This is a genomic window from Pseudomonas sp. ANT_H12B (assembly GCF_008369325.1).
GTDB lineage: Bacteria > Pseudomonadota > Gammaproteobacteria > Pseudomonadales > Pseudomonadaceae > Aquipseudomonas.
This window is the reverse complement of the sequence record NZ_VOBI01000005.1, coordinates 211,818-230,484: the sequence shown is the minus strand read 5'-3', so window position 1 is coordinate 230,484 and position 18,667 is coordinate 211,818. Positions and strand designations below refer to the sequence as shown.

Here is an 18,667-nt window from a genome sequence, read left to right as displayed (position 1 = left end):
CTTGCGAGGGGCTCCTTGTGCAGCACTTTCAGCCAACCCTCATCAGGTCATCTGAATGATGGTCTGCATGATGGTGCTCTGGGTGGAGATGGTTTTGGCGTTCGCCTGGTAGTTGCTCTGCGCCTTGATCAGCTCGACCAGTTCGCTGGTCAGGTTGACGTTGGACTCTTCCAGGGAGTTGGATTGGATTCCACCCAGGGTGCCGGTTAGCGGCGCATCGTAGCCCGGGATACCCGATGCGAAGGTTTCTTTCCAACTGGTGCCGCCTATAGGCTGCAAACCTTGCTCGTTGGTGAAGCTGGCGAGCGAGATCTGGCCGATCGCCTTGGTCTGGTTGTTGCTGAAGTTGGCCAGCAACACACCACTGCCGTCGATGGTCAGGTTGGTGATCTGGCCAGTGGCATAACCGTTCTGCGCAGGAATCGAACGCGCGGTATCAGCGTTGAACTGGGTGGTGTTGGCCATCGAGATGGTCAAGCCGCCCGGGTCAGCGGCGGCGCCGTTGGCTGCCCATACGCCATTGGTTACTTTGCCCGGAACCCAGCCGGTGACCTTCAGGTCAGGGCTGACGATCGGTGCCGGGGTGGCTGGAGTGGTTACAGACACGAGTTTGCCTGAAGTGTCGAACACCATGGTCGACGCGATCGGTGGGGAAGCGGCAAGAGCAGGGTCACTGCCATCCGGATTGCGACCATCGATCAGGGTGTAGGTCTTCCAGGTATTTGCGCCAGTCTTGACCATGAATTGATCCATGGTGTGCTGGTTACCCTGCGTGTCGAAAATCGGCGTGCTGAATTGCTTGGTGAAGGTTTCTGTCTTGGTCGGATCGAACGTGAGAGTCGGATCGATCACCGGCTCTGTGGAGTTCAGGTTGATCGTCGACGAAACGGTGGTGGTGGTCTTCGGCGCGAGGTTCGACGTGTCGATGCGCAGGTCGGTCAATACACCGTTCTGGATCTTGCCATTGGCGTCCACACCGTAGCCTTGCAAACGCGCAGTTCCGTCGCTGTTGGTGACAAAACCTTCCTTGTCGACCTTGAACGTACCGGCACGGGTGTAGGACAGCGAGCCGTTGTTGTTCAGTACGAAGAAACCGGAGCCGTTGATGCCCATGTCCAGCACGTTACCGGTGTTGTTGATGTCGCCCTGGGTGAACTGCTGGGAAACGTTGGCCAGACGCACACCGCTACCGATGGTCTTGCTGCCCGTGCCCAACTTGGTCGCTGAGTAAACGTCCTGGAATTCTGCACGGGACGATTTGAAACCGGTGGTTGCGACGTTGGCGATGTTGTTGCCGGTCACGTCCAGTTGTTTGTTGGCTGCATAGAGACCGCTAAGGCCGATATTGAAAGACATATTCCACTCCTTTGTGCCGTGTTAGTCGGCTCTACATACCAATGGTTTGTACTTTGGACAGGGCGATACTGCCCAGGCCAGCCAGGTTGAGCATCAACTCACCGCCGGTCTGGCTGATGGTCACGCTGTTAACGGTCGCTGGCAGATTGGTGATCAGCGAGACGGCCTGATCATCGATGGTGGTCGTCGCCGCGAAGGTGTAAGTGCCCGAATCAACCGGTTTGCCGGCATCATCCTTGCCATCCCAGATGAAGGTGGCATTGCCGGCTGTCTGGCTGCCCAGGTCGATGGTGCGAACGGCTTTGCCGTCCTTATCGGTGATCTTCACGGTGGCACCGGCCACTGAACCTGGAATCACAACCGTACCGGTCATACTCTTCGACGTGTCGACCACGGCTTTGTCGCCCGGCGCGACGACCGAACGCCCCACCAGCGATGAAGCCTGCAATGCCTGAGACGAGTTGTAATTGCCGGCAATGCCCGACACGGTGTCGTTGAGCGTGGTGATGCCTTCCAGGCTACTGAACTGCGCCAACTGAGCGACGAACTCGCCGTTGTCCTGCGGTTCCAGCGGGTTCTGGTTTTTCAGCTGCGTTACCAGCAACTGCAGGAACGCATCCTTGCCCAGGGCCTTTTTGCCGGTGGCGCTGTTCGTTGCCGCCGCCAGGCCGTCAGCACTGGTGTTGGTCTTGATCGAGGAGTTGGCCAGGATGTCGTTGAGGCTAAGGCCACTGGTGGTATCGGTAACACTCATCTGAGTCGCCCCTTATCACTGACCGAGGGTCAGAACCTTTTGCATCATGGTTTTGGCGGTGTTCATCATCTCGGCGTTGGTCTGGAACGAACGGCTCGCGGAAATCATGTCGGCCATTTCTTCCACCACGTTGACGTTCGGGTAGTAGACGTAGCCCTTGGCGTCGGCTGCCGGATGGTTGGGCTCGTAACGCGCATCGAGGTTGCTCTGGTCTTCGACCACACCCAGCACTTGCACGCCTTGACCGGCCGCATCCTGGTCCTGGAACAATGAACCGCTGCCGCCGCTCTGGCCGCCCTGGAACATGGTGGCGAACACCGGGTGACGCGCACGGTAGGTCTGGTCAATGCTCGACGAGACGGTTTCGGCGTTGGCGATGTTCGAGGCCACGGTGTTCAAGCGAGTGGTCTGGGCACTCATGCCGCTACCGGCAATGTTGAAAACACTGGATAGAGACATGACTTACTCTCCGCGCAGGGCTGATACCAGCCCTTTGAATTTGCTGTTGAGCAGGGTGAAGCTGGCCTGGAAGCCGACGGCGTTTTCCGCGTAGTTCGATTGTTCCAGTTGCGCGTCCACGGTGTTCTGGTCGATCGACGGTTGCATCGGCGTGCGATACAGCAGCGACTCGTCGCCATTGCCCAGGCCTTGCGCTTCGATATGACGGCTGTTGGTCATGTTCAAGGCGAAAGTACCGCTTTTGGTTTTCTCGTTCTGCTCGGCGAGCACTTTGGAGAAGTCCAAATCCCGAGCCTTGTAGTTCGGGGTATCGGCGTTGGCGATGTTGTTGGCCAGGACTTCGGCACGCTGGGCGCGGAAGCCCAGGGCTTGTTCGTGGATACCGAGCGCTTTATCGAAGCTGATGCTCATGTCGGAAACCTTCGGGTGACCTGATTTTTCGTAACATGGACATAGCAAGCGTCGTGCCAATTCAAAAAAGCCCGGAAACCGGGGCTTTGCAGGCAGTGGCAATGCGGCAATGCCAGAAAAGCGGCAACCGATTTCCGCTGGCTGCCGCTTTTCTGCCGCTTATCACCCTCGCTCCCACAGGGTCTAGTGGTGTTTTCAGGAATAATGGCAGGCAAAAAAAACGGGAGTCCCTGAGGACTCCCGTTTATAGATGACGCCAACGAATCACTTGGCCTGGTAAATGATCCCGGGGCTGCACTGGACCATCTGGTAATGATCCGGCAAACCGTTCAGCGCTTCGGAAGCGCCGAGAAACAGATAACCGCCGCGCTTCAACGTGCCGTGAATGCGCAACAGGATGTCTTTCTTGACCTCGGCGGAGAAGTAGATCAGCACGTTGCGGCAGAACACGATGTCGAACTTGCCGAGGCTCGCGTAGCTGTCCAGCAGGTTGAACGAACGAAATTCCACCCGGCTCTTGATCGGTGCCTTGATTGCCCAGCGCCCCGGCCCTTTCGGGTCGAAATAACGCTGCAGGCGCTCGGGCGACAGACCGCGGCCGATGGCCAGGCTGTCGTACTCGCCGGTCTTGCAGTTATTGAGCATGGTGCCGGACAGGTCGGTGGCAACGATCTGCACCCCCATCTTCAACTGGCCCATGTTGACCCGCTCGAATTCATCGATCGACATCGACAGCGAATACGGTTCCTGCCCCGACGAACACGCCGCCGACCAGATCCGCAGACGCTGGCCGGGCGCGGCCTTGATCGCTTCGGGCAGCACCTTGTTCTTCAAGACTTCAAACGGATAGGTGTCACGAAACCACAGGGTTTCGTTGGTGGTCATGGCATCCACCACCATTTCGCGCAAACCGCTGCGCGGCTGGGTCTGGATGCGCTGGACCAGCTCACCCAGGGATTTGATGCCTTGCTGTTCCATCAGTTTGTTGAGACGGCTCGAGACCAGGTACTGCTTGTTTTCACCGAGCAAAATGCCACAGGCTTTTTCCAGGAAGACCCGGAACTGTTCGAAATCCAAATTACCCGTAGACAAAGATGCCGCCTCTTAAATCGTGTTGACCGCCAGGGGCAGAAGGTCCCTAGCTGATATCTGCTGCTTTGATCCGGTCGACTACCCGGGATGCCAGGTCATCAGGACGGAACTTGGCAAGGAAGTCATCGGCACCGACTTTCTTGACCATCGCCTGATTGAATACGCCCGACAACGAAGTATGCAGGATGATATGAAGCTTTTGCATGCGCGGGTCGTTGCGGATCTCGGCCGTGAGGGTGTACCCGTCCATTTCCGGCATCTCGATGTCGGAAATCATCATCAGGAACTCTTCCTCAGGCTTCTTGCCCTCGTCAACCAGCTTGCGCAGGTAATCCAGCGCTTGCTTGCCGTCGTTCAACGCTACCACTTCGACACCCACCGTTTGCAGGCACCGCGAGACTTGCTTGCGCGCCACCGTCGAGTCATCGACCGTCAGCACGCGCAACGAAAGCGCCTTGTGCCGGGTTTCGACATCCACCACGCCAACGGAAATCGCTTCCGGTGTCGGCGCCACTTCCGCCAGGACTTTCTCGACGTCGATGATTTCGACTAACTGATTGTCGACCCGAGTCACAGCCGTCAGGTAATGATCGCGTCCCGTGCCCTTGGGTGGCGGATGAATCTCCTCCCAGTTCATGTTGACGATGCGCTCTACCGACCGAACCAGGAAACCCTGGGTCTTGGTGTTGTATTCCGTGATGATCACGAACGGATTGTTCTTGTCTTTCAAAGCCCCGGAGCCGGTCGCCATCGCCAGATCAAGAATCGGAATGGTCGCCCCCCGAATATTTGCCACACCGCACACGACAGGACTGGACTTGGGCATCAGCGTCAGCTTGGGGCATTGCAGCACCTCACGAACCTTGAACACGTTGATCCCATACAGCTGCTGGCCGTCGAGACGGAACAACAACAGCTCAAGGCGATTCTGCCCTACCAGTTGCGTGCGCTGGTTTACCGAATCCATTACACCAGCCATGCCCAGACTCCTACACCGACGCTAAGTGTGTTGCGACGCACATTCATCAATAAACGGCACGGCGCTTGCTTTTTAACTCTTATGAACACAGAACCGACATTATTCCGACGCCTGACATCCACTTTCCGCAAATTGCTTTGCGCGATATCGGCTGTTTGCCTGTTCAACGCTGGCAGCCCTGCCCTTGCTGACGCGGTTACCTTGCCTGACATGCTTATCGGCGTCACTCAGGGCTTTCTTGAATTCACCGTAGAAGACTATCTGGCCACCAGTCAAACGGAGGGCCGCTACGAGATCGAGGTCAAGCAGCTCGATCCCCGGCTGCGCATGCCCATGTGCGACAAGGAATTGACAGCCACGCTGGAGAGTCCGGCCAAGCCGCTGGGCCGGGTTACGGTCAAGGTGCGCTGCGAGGGCGCCTCCCCCTGGACCGTCTTCGTGCCCGCTCAAGTACGGCTGTTTCGCGACATTGTGACCACCACCCGAGCGCTGCGGCGAGCCGCCATTGTCGAGCCCGAGGATGTCACCCTGCGAGAGCGCGACATCAGCCTGATCAGCCAGGGCTACCTGACGTCGACCGACCAGGCGATCGGGCAGAAACTTACCCGACCAATGGTCGCCGACCAGGTCATTACCCTGGTGCACATGGAACAGGCGGAAGTGATCAGCAAGGGCGACCAAGTGGTGATTACCGCCCGCAGTGGTACGCTCAGCGTGCGCATGCCGGGTGAAGCGCTGTCCAATGGCGGCATGCGCGAACAGATTCGAGTAAAAAACCTCAACTCCCAGCGGGTCATCAAGGCGCAAGTCATCGCGCCCGGCCAGGTGGAAGTGGCCATGTAGAGATCTCTGTTGGTGAAGATGTGGCGCGCTGGCCGACTGTTCCCTAAACTCAGCCCCAAGCAGGGCAAGCGCTGACGCGCGCAAGCTCATTGATAAATGGGCCTAAAGTTTTTCAGGGTCGGGCCGAAAACATGGCAAGCGTCCAAACACCCAGAGGTTTTTTTATCATGGTCATCGATTTCAGCCGTTTGAACAGCTCCTCGTCACTTACGGGCAGTACTCGTACCAGCGCCGCGAAGGAAACTGCCGAAGCCGGCAAATCCGCGCCGCTGAATACTCCGGCCGAACAGGCCAGTACCGTCAAAAGCGGGGAATCGGTACACCTCAGCAATGAGGCTCAACAGTTGCAGAAGGTCACTGACAAGCTGCGCGATCAACCTGTCGTCGACAACGCCCGCGTGGCCGAGTTGAAAGCAGCGATTGCCGATGGCAGCTATAAAGTCGACAGCAACCGTGTAGCCAGCAAACTGCTCAACTTCGAAGCCCAGCGCTAGGCCACGGCCTGCGCCAGGCTTTTGGACGCTTAAAACCCAAGGCCAGCCATGCACGACACTAATTTACTGCAACTGATCACCGACGACTTCGCTCCGGCACAACACCTGCTGGAGTTACTGCAAACCGAGTCCCTCGCCTTGCATGGTCGCGATATGCCACTGCTCGAAGAGATTCTGGCGCAGAAACAGGCATTGATCATTCTGCTCGAACAGCATGGCCGCAAGCGCAGTGAAATTCTCGCCAGCCTCAATCTGCCGACCAATCGCAACGGCCTGGAGCAACTTGCCAGCCATTCGAGCGTCGGCCAAGAGTTGTTGGCGCAAAGCGATGTACTGACCGACCTTCTGGCTCAGTGCCAAGCCGCCAACGCCAACAATGGCCAGTCCATTCTGGTCCAGCAGGCAGCCACGGCCAACCAGCTGAAAATCCTCACCGGCGGCGAACCGCCAGCGCTCTATGATGCTCGCGGGTCAACCGCCAGGCTTGCGAAGCCACGCCCGCTCAGTCAGGCTTGAGACTTTGCATAGGCATGCACTATCAAGACACGAAACATGCTGGCAAAATGCTGGCTAGCCGTAGTCATTTTTTGTCTGGAGATTGATGAATCGTGTCCAATGCCTTAAACGCGGAAGATGCTCCGCAGCCTCCCAAGGTGCTCACCACGCCCCTGGAAATCTCCGGCAACCTGCGCCAGCTGCAAGAAAGCCATGATCCGCTGATCATCACCTTCCACGAGCGCAGCCAGCGGTTCCAGAGTTATCTGGTAGACATCAACCGTGAAAGCAAAACAATCGCCCTGGACGAAATGATCCCCCGCGACGGTGAACGCTTCCTGCTGGCCGGCGAACCGTTCAAGGTCGAAGGCTTCCACGACGGCGTGCGCATTGCCTGGGAAAGCAACGGCCCGCTGACCATCGACGAATTCGATGGCGGTCGCTGCTACCGTGGCGCCCTGCCCGCCGAGGTGGTTTACCACCAGCGCCGCAATGCGTTCCGCGCTGCGTTGAAGCTGGTACAGTTGGTCAGCGTCGATCTGGACGGTGAAAAGCTCAAGGCGCCGATCAGCGGCAAGCTGCTGGACATTTCCGCGACCGGTTGCAAGTTGCGCTTCGAAGGCGACATCACCGGCAGTCTGCAACTGGGTCAGGTCTACGACCGCTTCGTCGCCGCCCTGCCCTTTGGCAACATGTCGGCACCGGTCGAATTGCGCTACCTGCATTTCGAAGAAAAGATCTCCACCACCTTCGCCGGCATCCGCTTTCACAACATGAGCGGGCTGGTGCAGCGCCAGGTCGAGCGATTCGTCTATCAGCTTCAGCGCGAAGCGCGGCGCTTCGATAAAGACGACATGTAATACGACGCTTCAATAAAAAACGGGCAGTCCCTTGCGGTGACTGCCCGTTTTTTTATGCCTTGGACCCAGGGGACACGCCCCTAAGGCCTGGCCTCGGTGAAACTTTGCTCACGCCCAGTGTCAGGGTCTTCTGGAGGTGTTTCGGTTTCGGTTTCGGTGCCCGGCTCGAGTTCCGGCTCCGGGCTGATCGGGTTCTGCATCTGGTCTTGCACCACCTGTTCATCGACACGCGGGTCAAGGCAAGCCACCAGCGGCGAACTCGACATGCTGTCCGGCATGGCGACGTGCTGCAGCGGCGCATCGTCCACCACATGCAGGTTGGTCACCGCTTTCGGACGAATCCGCCACACCAGCACCAACGCGAAGAAACTGAAAAAGGCATAGAGCATATGGCTGCCGAACAGCTTCATCAGCACGCCGGCCACCAGCGGCCCGATACTGGCACCGACACCGTAGGTCACCAGCAACATCGCCGTCAGGGACACCCGCCGATCACCCTCGACGTGGTCGTTGGAAAACGCCACCGCCAATGGATACAGGCAAAACTGCACCAGCGAGCAGAGGAACCCGGCAACGAACAGCACCTCCAGCGGCACCTGCTGCATGATCGCCAGCGGCAACGCGGCAAGGGCCAGGCAAAATGCAAAACAGCGGATCAACAGTGCCCGGTCATAACGATCGGACAGCCAACCCAGCGGCCACTGCACCACCAGACCGGCAAAAATGCAGCTACCCATGAACAGACCGACCTGCTCCGTGGACAAGCCTTGCTGCGAAGCGTACAGCGGCGCCAGACCGTAGAACGAGCCAACAATCAACCCCGCCCCGAGCACCGTACTCAACGATTGCGGCACGCGCTTGATAAAGAACCGCGGCTCCATCGGCGCGGGGTGCAGCGCCGCCGGGTGAATTCGCTGGGTCAGGGCCACCGGCACCAGACACAAGGCAAAGCACAGGGCGACCAACATCAGCAGCTCCAGGCCCAACGACGGGTGCATGACCAGGATCAGTTGACCCAACACCAGCCCCAGGTATGAGGCGATCATATAGCCGCTGAAAACGATGCCGCGTTGCTTGGCTTCCGCCTGCTCGTTGAGCCAGCTTTCGATGACCATGTACTGGCACATCATGCCGAGACCGACGATCACCCGCAGGAACAGCCAGGCGGGCAACCAGTCCACCAGACCATGGCCGAGCACCGCCGCGCCGACAATCCCGGCGCAGGCCGAATACGCCCGAATATGCCCGACCCGGGCAATCAGCCGATGGCCGATCTTGCCGCCCAGCACCAGGCCGAAATAGTTGGCCGCCATCAAGGCACCCACCCACAGGCTGTCGACATTGTCGGCGGCCAGGCGCAGGCCCAAGTATGTACTCAGCAAGCCGGAGCCGATCAACATCATCAGCGAAGCGAAATAAAGCGCTCGAAAGGGTTTCCAGATTTGGCGCATCGGCGTTCCGAGCGGCTCCTTGCAGTGAGAAACGGACTACCTGAAAAGATAGCCCGATGTCGACGGGTCGTCAGGCCTGGGCTGCTAGAACACGCCGCTCCCAGGGAGTAATTTCATCAAAGAAGCTGGTCAACTCCATGGTCTTCGAAGCGATGTAACCTTCGATGAACTCCTTGCCGAACAGTTCCTTCGCCAATTGGCTACGTTTCAGACGTTCAATAGCGGCATGCAAGGTACACGGCAATGAAAGATTGTCCGGCACCTCGAATTCACCCTGGATCGGCTCGCTCGGCTCCAGTTTGTGTTCAATGCCATACAACCCCGCTCCCAGGCTCGCGGCGATCGCCAGGTACGGGTTGGCATCGGCCCCCGGCAAGCGGTTCTCGACCCGACGAGCGGCCGCTGAACTGGCCGGAATACGCAAACCGGCCGCACGATTGTCGTGGGACCAGCAGGCATTATTCGGCGATGCAAACGGATGGCATAAGCGCTGATAAGAGTTCACGTTCGGTGCGAACAGCGCCGTAAAGTCCGCCATGCCAGCCTGCTGACCGCCGATGAAATGACGGAAGGTCGCGGTTGGCTCACCAGCCTTGTCGCTGAACACGTTACGCCCGGTGCCGATCTCGACGATGCTCTGGTGAATATGCATCGAACTGCCCGGCGTGTGCGCCAGCGGCTTGGCCATGCAGACCACCGTCAGGCCATGCTTGAGCGCAACTTCTTTGAGCAGATGTTTGAACAGGAACGTCTGGTCGGCCAACAGCAGCGGATCACCATGCAGCAGGTTGATCTCGAATTGGCTGACGCCCATCTCATGCATGAAGGTATCGCGCGGCAACCCCAGGGCCGCCATGCATTCGTAGACTTCACTGAAGAATGGCCGCAAACCGTTATTGGAACTGACGCTGAACGCCGAATGACCGTCCTCGCGACGGCCGTCCAGGCCCATTGGCGGCTGGAACGGTTGAGTCGGATCGGTATTGGGCGCGAAGACAAAGAATTCCAGCTCGGTCGCCACCACTGGCGCCAGGCCGAGGGCCGCGTAACGGGCGATCACAGCCTTGAGTTGGCCGCGGGTCGACAGGCGTGAGCTTTCGCCGGTCAGTTCATCCGCATCGCAAATGGCGAAGGCGCGGGGCTGGCTGCTCCAGGGCAAGCGGTGAATGTGTGCAGCGTCGGGCACCAGCGCCAGGTCGCCGTCATCACTGCCATAAAAGCGAGCTGGCGGATATCCGCCCATGATGCATTGCAGCAGCACTCCCCGCGCCATCTGCAAACGCCGCCCTTCGAGGAAACCCTCGGCGGTCATTACCTTGCCACGAGGTACGCCATTGAGATCCGGCGTAACACATTCAATCTCATCAATACCCGTCAATCGCTGCGCGAGTGAATGCTGGCCATCGGTTGTCATGACGCAATCCTTTGGTGTTGTGAGAGCCGCGAACGGCGACCCGTACAAAATAGGCTCCGCCTGTTCGGAATATCAAGCAGCGCCCAACAAAAAGAACCGGTCAGGGCAGATAGAGGCTGAACACGCCGCCGCCCAGCGGGCCGCCATTGCTGATTTCGGTGCGGCCACCGACTCCATTGCGCTGATGTAACGCCGCAATCCGCCCGGCAAAGTACAGGCCCAGCCCGGTGCTGCCGCTACTGTGATTGATGCCTTGCACGTAATCAGCCTGACGCACGATCATCTGCGGCGGGTAACCCTCGCCATCGTCGTTGATGGTCAGCACCAGTTGCCCGGCGTCATCGCTGACGGTAATCAGCACCGCGTGGCGGGCGTAGCGAATGGCGTTGTTGATGCTGTTGGCCAGCACCGAAGCGATCAGCTCCCGGTCGAAGAAACCCAAAGGGCTCAAGGGGTCCACTTCATAGGTCACCATAATGCCGCGGCTGGCGAACACGTCCTGATGGCAGGCCAGTTGCGCTTCGATGAAGTCATCCAGTTCATGGTAGGCCGGCTGCAACGGCATTTGGTTGACGCCGAGTTTGTACAGACCCAGCAACTGCACCAGCATGCCGTTGAGGTGGGCGAACTCGAATTCGATCACGCCCTGCTCCGGGGTGTGCCGCGCAGGGTCGGGCAAACGTGCCAGCCATTGACTGTGGGCCTGCATCAGCATGGCCAGGGAGTTCTTCATATCGTGCACGGTGGAGGCAATCACCGTGGAAAAATCAAGTGCCTGTTCGCTGTCGTTCATTCGCCAAACGCCTTGCTTCGCAGTTTTTGGAAACGGGTAAAACGCGGGTCGGTGTCGGGCATCAAGCCGACCGTTTTCAGGCAGGTCCGGCATTCTTCGAGTTCCGCCGACGGCACGCTGGTGTCAGTGCCGTGCAGCAGCGACTGCGCCATGTTCAGCGCGATACTGATGTTCTTCGGCTGCATCGCCAGGGCTTTGCGGAACACCTCTCGCGCCTCCACCAGGTTGCCGGTCTTGTACACCCGAACGCCCTGACGGTTGAGGTCGGCAGCGGCGTTGCCGGAATTGAGGATCGTCGGGTCGTCGGTCAACTTGGCGATGCCCTTCATCACCGTCGGGTCGTCGCCATAGATTTCCGCGCAGTTTTTCAGCATCGAGGCGCCTGCACTGGCCTGCCCGAGCATTTGCAGTTGCTTGGCCACCAGCAGCGCCGCTTCAGCACTCATGAACTGCTCCATGCCATCGAGGCGCATCATCGCTTGTTCGGTGAGCTTCTCGGCGGTTTCGGCATCGTTGAGCAACAGACTGGTGGCCTTCATCAGCCGCGCACGAATCTGCAAACCCGGATCGGTAGGGTTTTCCTTGGCCACCGCACTCAGCGTCGTGTTGATTTCCAGGCGGGTGCGGGTATCCAGGCCTTTTTCACTGCCCTTGCTGATCAAGGCGTGGGCCAGGCCGAGATTGCTTTCGACGTCCTTGAAGCGTGACTGGGCACCTTGGGCCACGGCCTGGCGATAGGCTTTGGAGGCGGTTTCAAAATCTTCGTTGACCATCGCCAACTTGCCCAGCAGCGCTTGCCGGCGCACCGCCAGAGGCGACAGTCGAATCGCCTCCTCCAGTACATTCTGGGCGGCCTTGGTGTCCCCTTCGGCGACCAGCACATCAGCCATGCCGTCGTAGAGGGCCGGCATCATCGGGAAGACTTTCAGGGCTTTTTCGTAAACCCCTTTGGCCTGACCGACCTGGCCGCGCTTGAACAGCAACTTGCCCAACCCGGCAAAGGCCCACGGCAAAGGTCGATCAGCAATGATGCTGTCGTAGAGCCGCTCAAGCGCCTCGTTCTGATTCAGGTCACGCAGGGCATCGGCGCGGTAGCGCAGGCACAACGGCGAGTAGCGGATGTCCTGCTTGCACAGGGCGATGCAGGCGTTGAGCACTTCCACCGGTTTGCCCCGGTCAAGGGCTTGCAGGATCGGCTTGAGCAAGGTTTTGCGCTGTTCCAGTCGCTCCAGGCGCTGGGCCAGGCCGGAACGGTTGAAGGGTTTGGTCAGATAGGCGTCGGGTTCATGTTCCAGCGCACTGAGCACCATCGCCTGACTCGTCTCGGCGGTGACCATGACAAACACCGCTTCATGGCTGATCAGCTTTTCGATCATCAAGTCTTCGAGCACCTGTTGGCCGTTCTTCTTGCCATCGCCCAGGTGAAAGTCCTGCAGGATGAAATCGTAGGCCTTCTGCGAGCACATGCGCAGCGCCTGTTCGCCGGTGTCGGCGGTGTCGACATCCTTGACGCCCAGTTCACGCAACATGGACCGGACGGAACTGCGGAAATCCGAGAAATCATCGACGATCAGAAAACGCTTTTGGTGATACGACAGCATCGAAGATTTCCAGGCAATTTAAGAAAAAGACCATGACCGTTCGGGTTATCGGCCAGTACCGGCCTTCTCTTGAAGCAAAGGGACTGCAATCGCGCATTTGGCGGTCAAAGAATTCAAGGAACGCTCCTTTTTCGGGCTAAATATTTGAAGGTGTTATTGAAGAACGGGATTATCCTGATTTATTGATCCGCGCTCTCGCCGCCAAAGGCAACAGTCATGACCACCGCACCCAAGCACTCGGCCACTGCTTCTCAGCAAAAGACCCTAAGCCCCAGCAACCTGGACTTTCCGGTGGTCGGCATTGGCGCTTCGGCGGGAGGATTGCAAGCGATCAAACTGTTTTTCGAAAACATGCCTCAGGACAACGGCATGGCGTTTGTGATCATTCTTCATCTGTCGCCGGATCACGAAAGCATCGCGGACAAAATCATCCAGGAATCGACCAAGATGCCGGTCCTGCAGGTCTCCGAAACGGTGCCTATCGAGAAAAACCGGGTGTACGTGATTTCACCGGCGCAACGGCTGACGATGAATGACGGCTTTCTTGAAGTCAGTGCTTGCGATGCGAACCAGGGACGCCATGCTTCCATCGATCTGTTTTTTCGCAATCTGGCCGACGTGCACCGGGAACGGGCCTTCTGTCTGGTGCTGTCGGGCACCGGTTCCGACGGTGCTGTCGGTTTGTCACGGATCAAGGAACAGGGTGGCGTCACCCTCGCCCAGGCGCCGGAAGACGCCGAGTTTGACGGCATGCCGTGCGCCGCCATCGACACGCGCATGGTCGATCTGGTGTTGCCCGTTGTAGAAATGCCGCAAAAGCTCCTGGAACTGTGGCGCAATTCCCAGGAAATCACCTTGCCCACCGCTAACGATCCGGAACTGCAAACCATTGCCGCGGTGTCCGAGCGCGAAGCGGCAGTTGCCGAGCAACTGTTGCACGACGTCCTGGTCCAGTTGCGCACGGGCACCGGCCATGACTTCAAACACTACAAACGCGCCACCGTGTTGCGCCGGATCGAACGCCGGATGCAGGTCACGGCGCAGCCAGATCTGAGTGCCTATTACCGCTATCTGCAAAGCAACCCCGAAGAAACCAAGGCCCTGCTGGGGGACATGCTGATCGGCGTGACCAACTTTTTCCGTGACCGTGAAGCCTTCGAAGCCCTGGAACGGGACGTCGTGCCACAACTGGTCAGCGCTGCCACATCGGCGCAACCCGAGAAAGAAGAAATCCGCGTCTGGTCCGCCGGCTGTTCCACGGGCGAAGAGGCCTACAGCCTGGCGATGTTGCTCAACGATCAACTGCAACTGGATGCCAGCATGGCATCGATGCAACTGTTCGCCACCGATATCGACGAGCGTGCCATCAGCTTCGGCCGGGCCGGTCTGTATCCGCAAGCGATCATCACCGATGTGCCGCCAACACGGCTGCGGCACTACTTCATCAAGGAAGATGGCCACTATCGGATTCGCAAGGAAATCCGCGAAAAGGTCCTGTTCGCCAAACACAGCCTGCTGTCCGACCCGCCCTTCTCGCAAATCGACCTGATCGTTTGCCGCAACCTGCTGATTTATCTGGATCGCGAAGTGCAGCGCGAAATCCTGCAGATGTTCCACTTTGCCCTGCGCCCAGGCGGCTTCCTGTTTTTGGGGTCTTCCGAAAGCGCGGATGCCTGCCACGAACTGTTCGCCCCGGTGGATAAACGCAACCGGATTTTCCGCGCCAAGACCGGCACCGCCAACAGCCGGCGCACGCCGACCATGCCGCGCGGGGGTTATGTGCGCAGCAATGTTTCACGTGAGACCCCACAGAACAGCGTGCAGCGCAAGCTGTCAGTCGCCGATATCCACCAACGCGCCCTTGAGCAGTCCGCTCCACCAAGCGTGATCGTCGATGCCAATGCCGACATCCTGCACATGAGCGAAAGCGCCGGGCGCTTCTTGCGTCATGTCGGTGGTGAATTGTCGCGCAACCTTCTGTCACTGATTCTTCCGGAACTGCGCCTGGAAATCCGCACGACACTGTTCCAGGTTCAACAGAGCGGCCTGCCCGTCAAATCCCGCGAGGTACCGATCAAGCGCGATGACCGGCGTTATCTGATCGATCTGGTCGCTCATCCCTACAAGGATGAAGAGTCGGATGGCGAATACGTTCTGGTGATTTTCGAGGAAGTCGAGGTCGACCCTTCAAATCTGTCGGCCACTACCATGCTGCAGACCGAAAGCCAGGTGCTGTCCAACCTGGAGCGCGAACTGCAACGCACCAAGCTGCACCTGCAGGACACCATCGAACAATCGGAAATCTCCAGCGAAGAGCTCAAGGCTTCCAACGAAGAAATGCAGGCGATCAACGAAGAACTGCGTTCGGCGACCGAAGAGCTGGAAACCAGCAAGGAAGAGCTGCAGTCGATCAATGAAGAGTTGCTGACGGTCAACTACGAGCTGAAAACCAAGGTCGAAGAAACCGACAAGATCAATGACTACCTGACCAACCTGATCGCCTCCACCGACATTGCCACGGTGTTTGTCGACCGCAGCATGCGCATCAAATGGTTTACCCCACGCGCCACGGACATCTTCAGCATGTTGCCGGTGGATACCGGCCGTTCATTGCTCGACATTACCCATCGCCTGCATTACGACAACCTGGCGGGGGACGCGGCGCTGGTGTTCGAATCGCTGAACATGATCGAGCGTGAAGTCAGCAGCACCGACAACCGTTGGTACATCGCCCGCCTGCTGCCCTACCGCTCCAGCGAAGACCACATCGACGGCACCGTGTTGACCTTCATCGACATCACCAAGCGTCGAGCGGCCGAAGAAGAATTGCGTATGGGCGAAGAACGCATGCGCCTGGTTGCCGAAAGCACGCGCGACTACGCCATCATCACCCTCGATGAACTGGGCGTGATCACCAGTTGGAACAAGGGCGCCGAGTTGATTTTCGGCTACAGCAAGCCCGAGGCCGAGGGCGCTTACTACGACTTCATTTTCTCGCCTGAAGATCGCGCCTCCGGCGTGCCGGAAAACGAATTGCTGTCGGTGCGCACCCAGGGCCGCAGCGAAGACGAGCGCTGGCATCTGCGCAAGGACGGTAGCCGCTTCTTTTGCAGCGGCGAGGTGACCTTGCTCAGCGGCGACAATCTGCAAGGTTACGTGAAAATCGCCCGGGACCTGACCGGCCACAAACGCCAGCATGAAGAGCAGAGCCCACAACTGGCCGAGACCCGTAACACCAACTACCTCAAGGACGAGTTCTTCGCGGTCATGTCCCATGAACTCAAGCATCCGCTGAACCTGATCCAGTTGAATGCAGAACTGCTGCGCCGCTTGCCGGTGACCGAATCGGTGCCTCCGGCGGCCAAGGCTATCAACACTATCTGCGACGCGGTCATCAGCCAGGCACGGATCATCGACGATCTGCTGGACGTCGCCCGGGTCCGGACCGGCAAGCTGAAGCTGCAACCGGTCGCCGTGGACCTGGTCAACGTGTTACGCGACATCCACACCGTCGTAGTCAATGACCGGCATGACGTTACGGTTGAATTGCGGGTGCCCGGCGGCGCGTTGATGGTGCAGGCCGACCCGACGCGCCTGGAGCAAATCATCTGGAACCTGGTCAACAATGCACTGAAATTCACGCCACCCAAGGGCCGCGTGCAATTGATCGCCAGCCAGGCGGGGAACAAGGCGCGACTTGATATCAAAGACAATGGTGCCGGCATCGCGCCCGAGAACCTGGAGCATGTGTTCGACCTGTTTGGTCAGGCGGAAAAACAGCATGCGACTCACAACCGTGAAGGGCTGGGGATTGGCTTATCGCTGGTCCGCCAGTTGACCGAGGCGCAACGAGGGACGGTCGAGGTCAGTTCTGGCGGGGTGGGAACCGGCTGTACCTTCACCGTGTATTTGCCACTGGCAAAAACCGTGGAGGTTCAACCCGCGGCCCAGACCGAAGGTGCCTCTGGAAGATTGAGCGGCTTGACGATCCTGCTGGTCGACGACTCCGCCGACGTGCTGGAAACCTTGAAAATGCTGCTGGAAATGGAAGACGCGCAAGTGATTGCGTTCGACCGTCCGGTGGCGGCACTGGATGCCGCAAAAAGCACCCGTTTCGACCTGATCATTTCGGACTTGGGCATGCCAGTCATGAATGGACATGAACTGATGAGCGCATTGCGTCAGCTGCCGCTCGTCAAGGATGTGCCGGCCATTGCGCTGACCGGTTACGGCGCCCACGGCGACATTCAAAAATCACGGCAATCAGGCTTTGACCAGCACATCGGAAAGCCGGTTTCCTACGATGACCTGATCGAAACCATCGAGTCCTTGCGGCGCTCGCAGACCTGAAACAGGGTCAGTCCAGATAGGCTCGTTGTACGCAGGCTCGCCGGTCAATTGCCTGCCTGAGACGCTCCTTGTGGTCAGCCCAGACCTTGGGATCTACTTTGGTTGAGCGCATCAGGTTCAGCATGGCTGCCTTGGCGGCGAGGTACTCCGCCCAGGCATCATCAGTCCTGAGTTTCAGAGTCTCGCGCTCGGTCATCTCCATCCGCCGCAGCGCCAGTACCGACTCGTCGGTGATCACCGGACTCAACGTCAATTGCACCCGGTGTGGCGCGACGAACTCCTGGGTATCCGCGACGATCTCCCTCGCCCTCTGAGCGCCCCACTTCAAGGCGATGCAGTAATGCTCACCCATGAACCGGTCATGGAACTCCTCGCAAATCGCCCAGCCATTAGTGCCGTAGACGCCTATAAACACTTGGGTAATCCCGTCCTGTCTGACCCGTGCCTGCACCTCGATATGCACGCCACTGCCGAGCACTTCCTCATGGGTGTGGAGAGGTAACCGAGTGTTAGTCCATAACCAGAATTTTGCGCCTCTTCGCCGCATCGATTTCACTCCCCGAGTTGTGACTGGAGTAAGGCACAGCAATGACAGAGTTTCCATGTAGGTCGTCGGGTGAGCAGATACAAAAAAGCCCCGCCAGAGGAAATAGTCTGGCGAGGCTTTTTTTACAGCTGAGCGCTGAAGATATTTGGTGTCCCAGGGCAGGTTCGAACTGCCAACCTTCCCCTTAGGAGGGGGATGCTCTATCCAATTGAGCTACTGAGACACAGGTCGACCACGAGGAAACGCGGTGCAATGGACGGCGTGCATGTTAACGGGCAGGCCTGCGTTTGTCATGTCGTCCGTTTGGGCTTTTTAAGTGTAGGCAGATGCCGCGCCGCAGCGTGGCATTGTTTACCGTGCAATTTGCATCACCCCAAAAAGTCATCATTGCAAAATGCAATGCATGCACATCGCACAAATATCTTAATTCATTGTTTTTATAGGATTTAATAGCCGCTGGACTCTTGGCATGCGGGCTGCTTTAGCTGTTCTTAAAGAACAACGGAGGCCAGCCTCATGAACAGCGCCCTTTTACTCTCGAATGTGATCGCCCTGGCGATTCTGTTGGGTTTTCATTCTATCCCCGAGAGCGGCGCTGAGCCGGTTGCCCACCGCATGCCGCATTACCTTCAACTGCAAAAAGCGCCTCAATTGGCGGTGTTGAGTGATCAGTACGGCTTAATCAGCCAAGAGGTGAGCCAGGAAGACATCCTGCTCCCGACTCAGTCTTCCGAACGTTTGATATTTTGATATTTTGAATCACCCCAT

At 58.3% G+C, this 18,667-nt stretch carries 17 protein-coding genes and 1 tRNA gene; 6 read left to right on the top strand and 12 right to left on the bottom strand.

Going from position 1 to position 18,667, the window contains the following annotated elements:
- Positions 1-42: 42 nt before the first annotated feature.
- From flgE to FQ185_RS10645, 6 genes are all read right to left on the bottom strand, one after another.
- Entirely contained in the window at positions 43-1,356 is a 1,314-nt protein-coding gene (flgE, locus tag FQ185_RS10670) for a flagellar hook protein FlgE (RefSeq protein WP_149417399.1), read from the bottom strand.
- 31 nt (positions 1,357-1,387) lie between these two features.
- Complete coding sequence (gene flgD, locus FQ185_RS10665; RefSeq protein WP_149417398.1) at positions 1,388-2,110, bottom strand: flagellar hook assembly protein FlgD; 723 nt, start codon at positions 2,108-2,110, stop codon at positions 1,388-1,390.
- 15 nt (positions 2,111-2,125) lie between these two features.
- Positions 2,126-2,569, bottom strand: coding sequence for a flagellar basal body rod protein FlgC (gene flgC / locus FQ185_RS10660; RefSeq protein WP_149417397.1), 444 nt, complete (start codon positions 2,567-2,569; stop codon positions 2,126-2,128).
- Positions 2,570-2,572: 3 nt separating this feature from the next.
- Positions 2,573-2,980: a flagellar basal body rod protein FlgB gene (flgB, locus tag FQ185_RS10655; protein ID WP_149417396.1), complete on the bottom strand. Its 408-nt coding sequence runs from the start codon at positions 2,978-2,980 to the stop codon at positions 2,573-2,575.
- Positions 2,981-3,244: 264 nt separating this feature from the next.
- A complete protein-coding gene (cheR, locus tag FQ185_RS10650; protein WP_149417395.1) occupies positions 3,245-4,072 on the bottom strand; it encodes a protein-glutamate O-methyltransferase CheR in 828 nt (275 codons plus the stop codon).
- Positions 4,073-4,118: 46 nt separating this feature from the next.
- On the bottom strand, positions 4,119-5,051 hold the full coding sequence (locus FQ185_RS10645; RefSeq protein WP_149417394.1) for a chemotaxis protein CheV: 933 nt from the start codon (positions 5,049-5,051) through the stop codon (positions 4,119-4,121).
- A gap of 81 nt (positions 5,052-5,132) precedes the next feature.
- Between FQ185_RS10645 and flgA the strand changes: the two genes are divergently transcribed.
- The 4 genes from flgA to FQ185_RS10625 all read left to right on the top strand — a co-directional run bounded on the left by flgA (position 5,133) and on the right by FQ185_RS10625 (position 7,743).
- Positions 5,133-5,894 (top strand): flagellar basal body P-ring formation chaperone FlgA, encoded by a 762-nt coding sequence (flgA, locus tag FQ185_RS10640; RefSeq protein WP_149417477.1) that lies wholly within the window; start codon positions 5,133-5,135, stop codon positions 5,892-5,894.
- Between the two features lie 167 nt (positions 5,895-6,061).
- A complete protein-coding gene (gene flgM, locus FQ185_RS10635; RefSeq protein ID WP_149417393.1) occupies positions 6,062-6,388 on the top strand; it encodes a flagellar biosynthesis anti-sigma factor FlgM in 327 nt (108 codons plus the stop codon).
- A 48-nt stretch (positions 6,389-6,436) separates the two neighbouring features.
- The gene (locus tag FQ185_RS10630) at positions 6,437-6,904 is read left to right on the top strand and encodes a flagella synthesis protein FlgN (RefSeq protein WP_149417392.1); all 468 of its coding nucleotides are present in this window, start codon (positions 6,437-6,439) and stop codon (positions 6,902-6,904) included.
- Positions 6,905-6,996: 92 nt separating this feature from the next.
- Positions 6,997-7,743, top strand: a complete 747-nt coding sequence (locus FQ185_RS10625) for a flagellar brake protein (RefSeq protein ID WP_149417391.1) — start codon at positions 6,997-6,999, stop codon at positions 7,741-7,743.
- Positions 7,744-7,823: 80 nt separating this feature from the next.
- On the opposite strand, the gene FQ185_RS10620 is transcribed toward FQ185_RS10625, so the two are convergent.
- From FQ185_RS10620 to FQ185_RS10605, 4 genes are all read right to left on the bottom strand, one after another.
- A complete protein-coding gene (locus FQ185_RS10620; RefSeq protein WP_149417390.1) occupies positions 7,824-9,194 on the bottom strand; it encodes an MFS transporter in 1,371 nt (456 codons plus the stop codon).
- Positions 9,195-9,264: 70 nt separating this feature from the next.
- Complete coding sequence (locus tag FQ185_RS10615; protein WP_178113524.1) at positions 9,265-10,506, bottom strand: glutamine synthetase family protein; 1,242 nt, start codon at positions 10,504-10,506, stop codon at positions 9,265-9,267.
- 202 nt (positions 10,507-10,708) lie between these two features.
- Positions 10,709-11,401 carry a sensor histidine kinase KdpD gene (locus FQ185_RS10610; protein WP_149417388.1) on the bottom strand — a complete coding sequence of 231 codons (693 nt, stop codon included), beginning with the start codon at positions 11,399-11,401 and terminating at the stop codon, positions 10,709-10,711.
- Positions 11,398-13,002: a tetratricopeptide repeat-containing response regulator gene (locus tag FQ185_RS10605; RefSeq protein ID WP_149417387.1), complete on the bottom strand. Its 1,605-nt coding sequence runs from the start codon at positions 13,000-13,002 to the stop codon at positions 11,398-11,400. Before FQ185_RS10605 ends, FQ185_RS10610 begins: the two co-directional genes overlap by 4 nt.
- 216 nt (positions 13,003-13,218) lie before the next feature.
- On the opposite strand from FQ185_RS10605, the gene FQ185_RS10600 reads away from it, so the two are divergent.
- Positions 13,219-17,352 (top strand): CheR family methyltransferase, encoded by a 4,134-nt coding sequence (locus tag FQ185_RS10600; RefSeq protein WP_149417386.1) that lies wholly within the window; start codon positions 13,219-13,221, stop codon positions 17,350-17,352.
- A gap of 7 nt (positions 17,353-17,359) precedes the next feature.
- On the opposite strand, the gene FQ185_RS10595 is transcribed toward FQ185_RS10600, so the two are convergent.
- Positions 17,360-17,899 carry a hypothetical protein gene (locus FQ185_RS10595; RefSeq protein ID WP_149417385.1) on the bottom strand — a complete coding sequence of 180 codons (540 nt, stop codon included), beginning with the start codon at positions 17,897-17,899 and terminating at the stop codon, positions 17,360-17,362.
- A 146-nt stretch (positions 17,900-18,045) separates the two neighbouring features.
- Positions 18,046-18,122 (bottom strand) — tRNA-Arg (locus FQ185_RS10590).
- Positions 18,123-18,415: 293 nt separating this feature from the next.
- Between FQ185_RS10590 and FQ185_RS10580 the strand changes: the two genes are divergently transcribed.
- A complete protein-coding gene (locus FQ185_RS10580) occupies positions 18,416-18,649 on the top strand; it encodes a hypothetical protein (RefSeq protein ID WP_149417384.1) in 234 nt (77 codons plus the stop codon).
- Positions 18,650-18,667 lie beyond the last annotated feature (18 nt).